The organism is Gammaproteobacteria bacterium (genome assembly GCA_029884425.1).
Lineage (GTDB): Bacteria > Pseudomonadota > Gammaproteobacteria > S012-40 > S012-40 > JAOUHV01.
Map to the genome: position 1 here is coordinate 24037 of JAOUHV010000033.1, position 10280 is coordinate 34316.

Genomic DNA, 10280 nt, shown 5'->3' on the forward strand with positions numbered 1-10280 from the left:
ACTCCTGCCTCTTATTCTTCACCCGGTTGCACATGCTTGATTGCTTCGATAACTCGCAGTGCCTTATTGCCATGTTGCACACCATGCTCGCAGCGTATAATTGGAACGCCTGCGGCCCGTAACACAACATTTTCTGGCATTTCAAATGAAATAATGTCACCTACATTTAAATCTTTGACCTGTCGCAATGTAAGACGCGCCTTGGACAATTCAGCACGCATTTCCACTTCTGCATCCAATATTTCTTCACGAAGTGCCTGACTCCAGCGTTCGTCCATTTCAACGTGATCGCTCAATACCCCGGCATCTAGCAACTCACGGATGGGTTCGAGCATGATATATGGGAAGGTAACGTGCATTTCACCGCCGCCACCTTCCAGCTCCACGTTGAACGTACTGACAACAACAACTTCACTAGGGCTTACGATATTGGCAAAATGTGGATTGACTTCAGCACTCAAAAATTCATAATCGACCTGCAATACAGGTGACCAGGCTTCAGCCATGTCATGAAAGGCTTTTTGCAGTATTCCTTCGACGATTTTTAATTCGGTAGCGGTAAATTCGCGACCTTCTATTTTGGTGTGGAAACGCCCTTCACCACCAAAATAATTATCAACCATGATGTACACCAGCTTAGGGTCAAACACGAACAACCCCGTGCCACGCAGCGGATTCATCCGCACCATATTCAGGCTGGTCGGCACGAATAGGCTATGTACGTATTCAGCAAATTTCATCATTTGTACGCCGTTCACAGAAATTTCTGCTGCACGACGCAACTTGTTGAATAAACTCACGCGGAAAAAGCGCGCAAAACGCTCGTTAATCATTTCCAGGGTCGGCATCCGACCGCGAACAATGCGATCCTGGCTGGCAAAATCAAACGTGGCAATTTCATCATCGCCACTCACACCACTATCTGTTTCAACACTACCGCCGGAGACCCCGTGCAACAGCGCGTCAATTTCGTCTTGCGATAATATATCCACGCCAGCCATGAACTACCCCTGTATTTATTGCGTGACAAAACTGGTGAAATAGAGAGCTTCCACTGCGTCTTTTTTCCCTGTTTGTTCTTCCAATATCCGCTTTACAACCTCAAGTGCTGATTGACGCAACGACTCCTTTCCTTCAGCGGAGTACAACGTTTCTGACGTCTGGCCACTAAACAGCATCAGCAAATCATTACGTATCAGCGGCATGTGAGTTTCCAGAGACTTAACCACTTCCTCTTCGCGCGTCATGACCTGTACAGATATCTGCAAATAGCGCGTGCGACCACGGTCCTGAAAATTAACCACGAACGCGGGTTCAAATGGATGGTAGAGCGGGGGCTTGTCTTTGTTGGCTTGCTCAGACGCCGAAATTTGCGCGCTTGCTGCGCCAGGTGGATTCAGCATTCCCATGGATTTGAGCAGGAAAAAAATTCCACCCATGCTGGCGAGTACCAACAAAATAGCGCCAAAGACAATGATGATTACGAGTTTGGCGGAACCTCCGCCGGAACTGGGTGCTGACGCTTCTTCTGCCATGGAACCTGTCCTTTTCTGTATTTGATCGAGACCATAATCAAATTAGCAAGACATATGCCAGGCAAATATTGACAAATTTCTATGAAAATAAATGAGTTATACTACGAAAAAGGATGCCGCCAAATTTACGTCTCTTGCAAAAACCCCCTTTTCTACGTTATCTGGCAGTAATGCCGGCACCAATAACATCACGCGGATTGATCGGAGTATCGTTCTCTGATCGCAACAAACTCATCCAGGTGAGCCAAAAATATATCGATCAAATGGGGATCAAAATGCAGGCCCGCCCCTTCACGCAGATAGTTTATTGCATCATCAAGCGACCAAGCTTTTTTGTACGGACGCTCAGAGGTCAGGGCATCAAACACATCGGCAACAGCAACAATACGTGCAAACAATGGAATCTGCTCCGCCCGCAAACCTGCCGGATAGCCACTGCCATCCCATTTTTCGTGATGGCACAAGGCAATTTGCCGCGCTGCCTCCAACAGCCCGGAGGCATGGCCCGACAACAGCTCTGCACCGATTTCCGGGTGTTTTTGCATAGTTTGCCACTCCGCTGGGGCCAGTTTGCCGGGCTTAAGCAGAATGGCGTCGGGAATACCTATCTTTCCCACGTCATGCATAGGACTCGCGTTCAGAATCAAATCGCAATCGGCTTTTGACAAGCCTAGCTTTACTGCCAACAACTTCGACATTTTGCTCATACGGACAATGTGCAGACCGGTTTCGTTGTCACGATACTCAGCCGCACGTCCCAAGCGACGAATAATTTCGAGCCGGGTCTGTTCCAGTTCCTCGGTGCGCGCCCTAATTTTTTCTTCCAGGGCATCATTTTGCATTCGCACCTGATGATGCAACATGCGCACTTCCAGCATGTTGCGAATCCGATTTATCAATTCAACAACATCGAATGGTTTGTTCAAAAAATCCCGCGCACCCGCTTGCAGTGCTCGAATTCGGGTATCTCGATCAATTTGCGCCGTTAATACCAGTACCGAAAGATAATCGCTGGTTGTCAGTGCGTTCAGTCTATCCATCACCTCAAAACCATCCATGTGCGGCATATTCAGATCCAGTAGCACCAACTCGTACGGTGACTGTTGGTAGCTATTTACCCCCTCACGCGGGTCGGTAAAGCAGCTCACGCTCGAATAGCCTTCTGAACGCAACATTTTTTCAATGATCTTCACATTGGCGGGCTGATCATCAATCACCAAAATGCGCGCACTTTTGATATCCACAGAATCCAAGTTTGGAGCCAACGCCTTTCCCCCAGACCAACTCACGCCCAACAAACATCGTCCGATTGCCATATTATTCGTCCATGTGTTTTTTTTCTACATAGAAATCATCAGCAAGGTTGTCAGCCCAAATTAACAATAAGGCTATAATTCCCGCCACACTCGCCAAACGACATAACGCTCGTCATCGGTTAGCGTCCGACTAATGCCCGCTTGCCACTGTTGCTGGATACTTCCCTGGAGACTGGCTCCTATCACCATTCGCTTTTCACCCTCGGCGTCCGTCGGCAAAGGATGATGCGCATTAATCCATATCCCTTGACGACGCTGCCCCAAACGCCACGTTCCTCGCCACCCACAACTGCCATCATCCGCGCAACGCAGCTGTTGTTGCCACAAGTCATCGCCTCGGCGATGCTCTAACTGCAGACTGACTGACATCAGCTCCGCGCCTTGCTCAATACCCGCGCCCAGCTTAAATTGGGGCGCAATCGCCTGCGTCACTCGTTGTGACCAGCGCTGCTTCCATAACTTTTCATTCGACGTATCATTCGCGTCCACAACCACCGCTCGCCAACTGTCTACATATCCACGCCACTGCACCGAGCCAATGCGCATGTCATGCTGCCACAACCAACCGATTTCGTTTCGCTGACGACTGCCCAAATATTCATCACTGGCAGCTAATCCCCGACTGTAGGGGTTTATATAGTCTTGCGCGTAATAGCGTACAGTCAGCTGTTCAAGAACATTTTCATCATGCCACGATGTCCACACTAACAGGGCTTTACCACCATTATTGCCAACGGACACTTCACCATCCAAGGCGAATTCCGACCACGATTTGGCCAAACCCAAACCCGCAACCTGGTACTGCAATGCCGACGGAAATTTTGCTGACGGCGCAAAACGCAACTGCGGTGCAGCCAGCACAAACTGATTATTCGCCTGATAGTACACAAACCTGCCCCGCCAGTCGGTTGTGTCACCCCACAACCAAGCCATACCGGATAAGGTTTCATGCATCGCATCCCTAAGCTGAGTGTAGTACAGCGGCTGTCCCTGTTGATCCAGCACGGTGGTCGCATACCATTGACCATAGCCATCGCAGGTAAATCCCATGCTCTGACTTCCCGTCGTATGACACTCCCCCAACGCCTGCAGACGGGCAGCATCCGGACCAAACCGCAAATCGTACTGATAGAGATCGCGCAACTGCGACGAAGCGAACAAAAAATACTGCTGCCTGACACCTAAACAGTCGGCACATTCATACTGCGCAGCTGCGCCAAACAGCATGTCATCAAACCGATATCGCCCGGTTGAAGCAACAAATGAGGCTGGAGCAGGCTCAGACCAGCCCTCTGCCGAGGTGACCGGGCGATTGGCAAACGACAATCCCCGACCAAATGCCAAACGATAATGCCCTAACGTGTATGACCAGGGACGCTGTTCTGCCCAGAAAAAGACTGAGCGCGGTTGCAAAATATCGGATTGCGGCTTCGCCTGCCAACTTTCCAAGGCAAAGTTATAGCTGACCTTCTCGCCGGTGCGCTCCGCCCATTCGCTGCCCAGTCCCCATTGGCGTTGTCGCTGTTCGACCGCAAGCACCGTGGAAGGCGATGATTGATCGGACGCAGCAGTGCCCATCTGCCAACGAAAAAATCGCCGTCCATGATTTACCGTCACATAATCCAGCCACAACCAGTACGTGGCCAGATCGACACCAGGCAAGATAGTCAATTCACTCACACTTTTGAAGCGCCCGAGGGCCTGACGATGCGCCAAAATCTGTGATGCCAAGGTCGGTGTCATTTGCGGCAACCACAGCAGATCCGTCAACCCGGCCTGATTCAAATCCAGTGGCTGTTGCCGCCACTGCGATAACACCCATTGCGTATACTCATCTTCATTCAGCACATCGTCAGTCACAAATGCCCAGGAGGCGACTGGCGTACAAAAAATCAAGATGAGGCAAACACAACCAAACCTAACACCCCGATGAGTCCGCATTGGCGGCACCATTCAATAACGCGGGCATTTTGTCAGGTACGGCACACCACGACGTACCAAGATCATTATCTGCTTGCGGTGAAATTAAACGCTGTGCCACGCCGGAGACACCTTTAGCCGCGTGAGCAGAATCAATCGACACACTCCCCTGCCATAATTGCAGTGTGCCGACCTCACTGGAGTACATATCCAGGCCGCTGATGGTCATAGCATTAATATTGAGAGCCGCCAAATCGTTGCCATCACCGCTCAGTATCAATGGTTTGCCCGGCAACGCTTCCAAACAGTCCGCCGATAATAATTGCCAACGACGCTCACTGCCTGTCAACAAACGATGTACCACGCTCGCATCATTCAGATCTCTGGCTTCGCTGGTTGTCAGCCGTAACTGCAACCAATCACGACCATTATCAGCACCCTCCGGATTGGTTAAAATTTCGGTAATTTGCAAATCTGCGGGCATCAATTTTCGCAGCGGCTGCCATGTGCCTTGTCGCCAGCACACCTCACCACACGGATCATTCGCTGTACCCGGTGAAGATTTTCCCCACGCGGATTCCCGTCTGGCCGAACAAAACTGCTCAGTTCGATCATTTTCAGAAACCTGATATTGCTCAAAGCTGACTCCCGACGACACATTATTGATCGCAACAGGAAGTAGCGCGTTATCAATCTGCTGCCCCGCGCGCAATAACGATATTTCACTGACATCGTTATAGAGTTGCAATTGAGGAATGGAGATAGCCTGTTTACCCAAGCCGGGCAACGAAGCATCCGCAGCAATGACCGCGTAACTTTGTGCCGCCAATGGCACGCACTGCTTCGCCTCGAACGTCCAACGCCGTTCATTGCCAGTCAAACTATTTTTCTGTTTTATTTCCAGCCCATTGGCCAATCTTGGCGTGGTCGAATTGACATAAATTTCCAGCCATTCCCGCCCCTGATCCGCGCCGTCCGGATTTGCAAAAACTTCACTAATCAGCAACTCGCCTTCTACCGCCGTCGGCAATCGTCGCCAGCGATAATTTGAATCCAGACAAGCGGCTTCGCAAGCATCGTTGAGCTGACCCGGTGTGGCATATTCACTGCCATCCCAGGTTATTAATCCACTTTGAGCTGCACAAACGCCGCCGGATGGCGTCAACTCAGTCACATTCAAACCATCCACGCCCTGCGATATTCCCGAAGAAAATTCGCTTGCAGCGACAAACGTTGATTGTGCCATTCCACGCAATGCCAACTGAAAAGTCACCGCTTTATTTGCTAACGCATCCCCCGCCAGCCAGTAATCCGCAGCAATTGTGCGCAACCTGGACACATCAGACTGCACCCCGACCACTGTGTATTCTGCGGGCTGCAACCACATACAGCGCGATGACATTAATCGCCATTGCTGATCATTGGTCGAAATATGCAAACCATTTAACAATACCGGACGGGAATGCATCGACAGCAATTCAAACCATTCATTATTGCCATCCTCACCGGAAGGATTAGCCATGATTTCGTTCAGGCGCACGCTGCCGGCAATGGCAGGCGGAACCTTAACCCATTGCTCATTATCATCCAAACAGCGCAACGTACCGCAGGCAGGATTATCCGTCCCCGGTGTTGCCTCCCCCACCGAGGATGCTGCACACCAGGCATTGGCATCGTGATAATTCGAAGTATCTTCAAAGACGAAAGGTGAAACAATAATGCTGTCTGCCGCTGCCAGCGGTAAATCGGGAACTTGCCAGGAGAAGAAATTCGCGCCATCACAACTCATCGACAGTCCAGTGGCACGATGCAATGGCAACGTATCCACGTGATAGTCACCAGACAACGAACTTTCGCGGGTCACCACCAACACGACTTTACCTGCAGGCACCTGCTGGGTTCCCTGCAAAATAATCGGTTCAGTTCGGCCTTCCAGAGATAACAGCAAGCGATGCAGAGACAACGATCGCGATGAAGTGTTTTTTAATTCCAGCCACTGCAAATCCGGCTGTTCGCTATCAACATGCCACTCGGAAAGCAGCAGTTCGCCCTCACGAATATCACAGGGCGTATCCAGGGGAGATTGAATGCCTTGTCCACAACCAATCAAAAACAACGCAAGCAACAAAAAAAGCCAACGGCACACCATACCATCCTCCTTGATATCGTCAAACACCGTTTCCGATCAGCCATCCTGGCCAATCACGCAGTACCATTATCATCAACTATCGCATAAAATGCTAGCGTGGCAATGGGCCAGCACTGTGAAGACGTCCTCTATGAACTCATCGGGCACCAATGACGCTCTCCTCACCGCAGGAGATCAAAAAGAACAAGAACAAAAACAAGCATTTCACGCGCAAGTCACGCAACTATACCAAGCGGGCTACTCGGCTTTAATCGGCATGCCCGCTGCAGCGGTGGTGCTGTTCCTCGCCTTAAAAGACCAACTTCCCACCAAATACCTGGTGATCTGGCTGGCATGCATCATTGGCATTTCGGCCATGCGTGGTATCTGTCTGCACGCATTTAACATGCGTTCCCCCGATAGTAAAATTTCAACCTGGTTTTATTTCTATTGCGCCATCGAAGTTCTGTCTGGCCTGGCTTGGGGTGGCACCGGATTTTTTATTTCCTACGTGGAAATTGAACATCAGCTGCTAATCTATTTTGCTTTGATTGGCATGGTCGGGGGAGCCATCGCCCTACTTGCACCGGTTTATGCCTGCTACGTCTGTTTTTCCATTCCGGCCCTTGTCACTTTCGTAGTATTTTTGGCACAGCTACACAGTGACGTTTACACCTATATGATCGTTCTGATTGTACTGGCCGCGCTGGTTGTTACCCACACCACTCGCACCCTGACCCGCCACATTCATCGGTCGTATGTACTCGCCTTTGAAAATGAAAATTTGACGGAGCAAACACTCAAATCCAACCAACAGTTACGCGATGAAAATACTGCACGTCATAGCTACGAGGAACAATTACGTGCATCAGAAGCACGCCTGTCGAGCATCCTGAATAATATGCAGGATACCTATTTTCGAACCAACGTCCTTGGCCAAATCATCATAGTCTCACCGTCCGTCAAAACGCTGCTGGGATACACGCCCGAAGAACTGCTCGGAACACAAATCTCCGACTTGTATGTCAACCCCAATGGTCGCGATCACATGATTCGCCTGGTTGCCGACAATAATGGACTGCTCCTCAATTACCAGTCACAACTGGTACGCAAAGATGGCCAACTGGTTTGGGTAGCTACCAATGCCCAGTATTATTTTGACAGCAACAATCAGGCACAAGGCGTTGAGGGCACAACACGCAATATTGACGATATTCAAAAATACATTCGCCAACTGGAGATTTCGCGCAAGGAATATCAAAACCTGTACGAAATTAATCAGAACATTCTGGAACACTCGCCGATTGGCATTTTGTTTATCGACAAAAACAGCCGTTTTTCTTACATCAACAGCAACATGCACGAGATACTTGGCGTACCGCCAAACACACGCCACCACATGCTGGGGCAGCGTTTCCTTGAAATTCCCAACCTAGCCAAAGCGGGCTTAAGCAGTTTTGCCCGCCAACTGCTCGACGGCCGGCGCCTCAGCATTAATATCCCGTACACCTCGGCATATGGTAAATCGACTATTCTGTCAGTTACTGGTGTTCCTCTCAGCGAAAATGGCCAGTTTGCCGGCGCGATTGTGCTTGCCGCTGATATCACCGACAAAGTTCATCAGGAAAAACAGCTGGTCGACGCACTCAGAAAAGCGGACGATGCCAACCAAACCAAAAGTCGCTTTCTGGCCAACATCAGCCATGAATTACGCACTCCGCTCAATGCCATCATTGGTATGGCTTCGTTGCTAAAACAGTCCGAACAATGCGCCGAACACAAAGAAAGCCTGGACATCATTCAGCATTCCGGCGAAAACCTGCTGTCATTGGTCAACACCATTTTGACCCTGACTCAATTGGAACAAGGCAGCTATCAGTCAGAAAAAGAACTGATGAACCTATCAAGCTATCTGTTCCCTCGCTTGCGTCCATACATTGATACGGCAGAACAAAAAAATCTGGAATTCATCATCGAAGATGATCCCGATATTCCACATTCACTGATCATCGACAAACACTGCATCGACTCAGGCATCCTGCCACTGGTTGATAATGCGGTGAAATTCACTCGCACTGGCCACGTCAAATTAACAACTCAATTGCTGTCGCAAAATCACAAGGCAATTATTCGTTTTCGTATTGAAGACACCGGCCCTGGTATGAGTGCAGAACAAGTCGGCAAAATGTTTGATTATTTTTCGATGGCAGATGACGCATCCAATCGTCGCCACAGTGGCCTGGGATTGGGTGCCAGCATTGCCAAACAGTTGATTGAAAATAATGGCGGCAGCATCAACGTCACTTGCGCACCCGCCAACGGCTGCGTGGTAGAAGTTACGCTACCGTTTGACTTGCCTCAGGATAGCGTCGCGCACTAACGTCTGGCTTTGAAAAACGCTCGCAGCATCTCAGCGCTTTGCGATTCCAGCACACCGCTGCTGAGATCGCAGCGATGGTTCAGCTGATCATTCTGCAGCAACTGAAACACCGTACCTGCCGCGCCGGTGCGCGGATCAGGTGCCGCAAACACCACTCGCCCAACACGCGCATGCACCATCGCTCCCGCACACATAGGGCAAGGCTCCAGAGTGACATATAACGTGGTGCCGCGCGGCAAACGATAATTCTGAATTTTTTCGCAGGCGGCGCGCAGCGTTTGAATTTCTGCGTGCGCCGTTGGATCATGCTTGGAGATAGGCAGATTCCAGCCTTCGGCCAGAATCTGATTATCGAGAACTAACACTGCCCCTACCGGAACTTCACCCTGAGCTTCGGCACGTTGCGCCAAAGTCAGGGCGTGTTGCATCCAGTAGGCATCGATTTCCGCCGGATTGGCGGAGTCGAAGTTTATTCCCATTCGATGGTGCCCGGCGGCTTGCCGGTAATGTCGTAAACCACGCGGGAAATACCAGCCACTTCGTTGACGATGCGACGGCAAACATGATCCAGGAACTCGTACGGCAGATGCGCCCAACGCGCCGTCATGAAGTCGATGGTTTCCACTGCACGCAGCGCCACCACCCACTCATAACGACGACCGTCACCGGTTACGCCTACGGATTTCACTGGCAAAAACACTGCAAATGCCTGCGAGGTTTTGTCGTACAAATCATGCTTGCGCAGTTCTTCGATGAAAATATGATCGGCCAGACGCAATACGTCGGCGTATTCTTTTTTCACCTCACCCAGAATGCGCACACCCAGACCTGGACCAGGGAACGGATGACGGTAAACCATGTCGTATGGCAGCCCCAGCTCCACGCCCAGCTTACGCACTTCGTCTTTGAACAATTCGCGCAGTGGTTCCAGCAGTTTCAGCTTCATGTGCTCGGGCAGGCCACCCACATTGTGGTGCGACTTGATCACGTGGGCCTTGCCG

Annotated in this window: 8 protein-coding genes; 1 reads left to right on the forward strand and 7 read right to left on the reverse strand. The window is 50.5% G+C overall.

Features of this window, described 5'->3' with window-relative positions:
* Positions 1-11: 11 nt before the first annotated feature.
* The 5 genes from fliM to OEW58_09660 all read right to left on the reverse strand — a co-directional run bounded on the left by fliM (position 12) and on the right by OEW58_09660 (position 6920).
* Entirely contained in the window at positions 12-1001 is a 990-nt protein-coding gene (gene fliM, locus OEW58_09640) for a flagellar motor switch protein FliM (protein MDH5301611.1), read from the reverse strand.
* Between the two features lie 15 nt (positions 1002-1016).
* Complete coding sequence (locus tag OEW58_09645) at positions 1017-1535, reverse strand: flagellar basal body-associated FliL family protein (GenBank protein MDH5301612.1); 519 nt, start codon at positions 1533-1535, stop codon at positions 1017-1019.
* 188 nt (positions 1536-1723) lie between these two features.
* The gene (locus OEW58_09650; protein MDH5301613.1) at positions 1724-2800 is read right to left on the reverse strand and encodes a response regulator; all 1077 of its coding nucleotides are present in this window, start codon (positions 2798-2800) and stop codon (positions 1724-1726) included.
* Positions 2801-2923: 123 nt separating this feature from the next.
* Positions 2924-4747, reverse strand: a complete 1824-nt coding sequence (locus OEW58_09655) for a helix-hairpin-helix domain-containing protein (GenBank protein ID MDH5301614.1) — start codon at positions 4745-4747, stop codon at positions 2924-2926.
* Positions 4748-4769: 22 nt separating this feature from the next.
* Entirely contained in the window at positions 4770-6920 is a 2151-nt protein-coding gene (locus tag OEW58_09660; protein MDH5301615.1) for a hypothetical protein, read from the reverse strand.
* A 130-nt stretch (positions 6921-7050) separates the two neighbouring features.
* Here OEW58_09660 and OEW58_09665 point away from each other — a divergent pair, with 130 nt between their 5' ends.
* A complete protein-coding gene (locus tag OEW58_09665; protein ID MDH5301616.1) occupies positions 7051-9279 on the forward strand; it encodes a PAS domain-containing sensor histidine kinase in 2229 nt (742 codons plus the stop codon).
* Here OEW58_09665 and tadA read toward each other — a convergent pair.
* Positions 9276-9758 (reverse strand): tRNA adenosine(34) deaminase TadA, encoded by a 483-nt coding sequence (gene tadA, locus OEW58_09670; protein ID MDH5301617.1) that lies wholly within the window; start codon positions 9756-9758, stop codon positions 9276-9278. The genes OEW58_09665 and tadA overlap by 4 nt on opposite strands.
* Positions 9749-10280, reverse strand: a 532-nt coding sequence (locus OEW58_09675; protein ID MDH5301618.1) for a GMP synthase (glutamine-hydrolyzing), incomplete at its 5' end; no start/stop codon positions are given. The genes tadA and OEW58_09675, both read right to left, overlap by 10 nt.

Excerpts from the sequence above, each read along its gene's own strand:
- fliM (MDH5301611.1), bottom strand. The coding sequence starts at position 1,001 with ATGGCTGGCGTGGATATATTATCGCAAGACGAAATTGACGCGCTGTTG.
- tadA (MDH5301617.1), bottom strand. The coding sequence starts at position 9,758 with ATGGGAATAAACTTCGACTCCGCCAATCCGGCGGAAATCGATGCCTAC.
- OEW58_09645 (MDH5301612.1), bottom strand. The coding sequence starts at position 1,535 with ATGGCAGAAGAAGCGTCAGCACCCAGTTCCGGCGGAGGTTCCGCCAAA.
- OEW58_09665 (MDH5301616.1), top strand. The coding sequence starts at position 7,051 with ATGAACTCATCGGGCACCAATGACGCTCTCCTCACCGCAGGAGATCAA.
- OEW58_09660 (MDH5301615.1), bottom strand. The coding sequence starts at position 6,920 with ATGGTGTGCCGTTGGCTTTTTTTGTTGCTTGCGTTGTTTTTGATTGGT.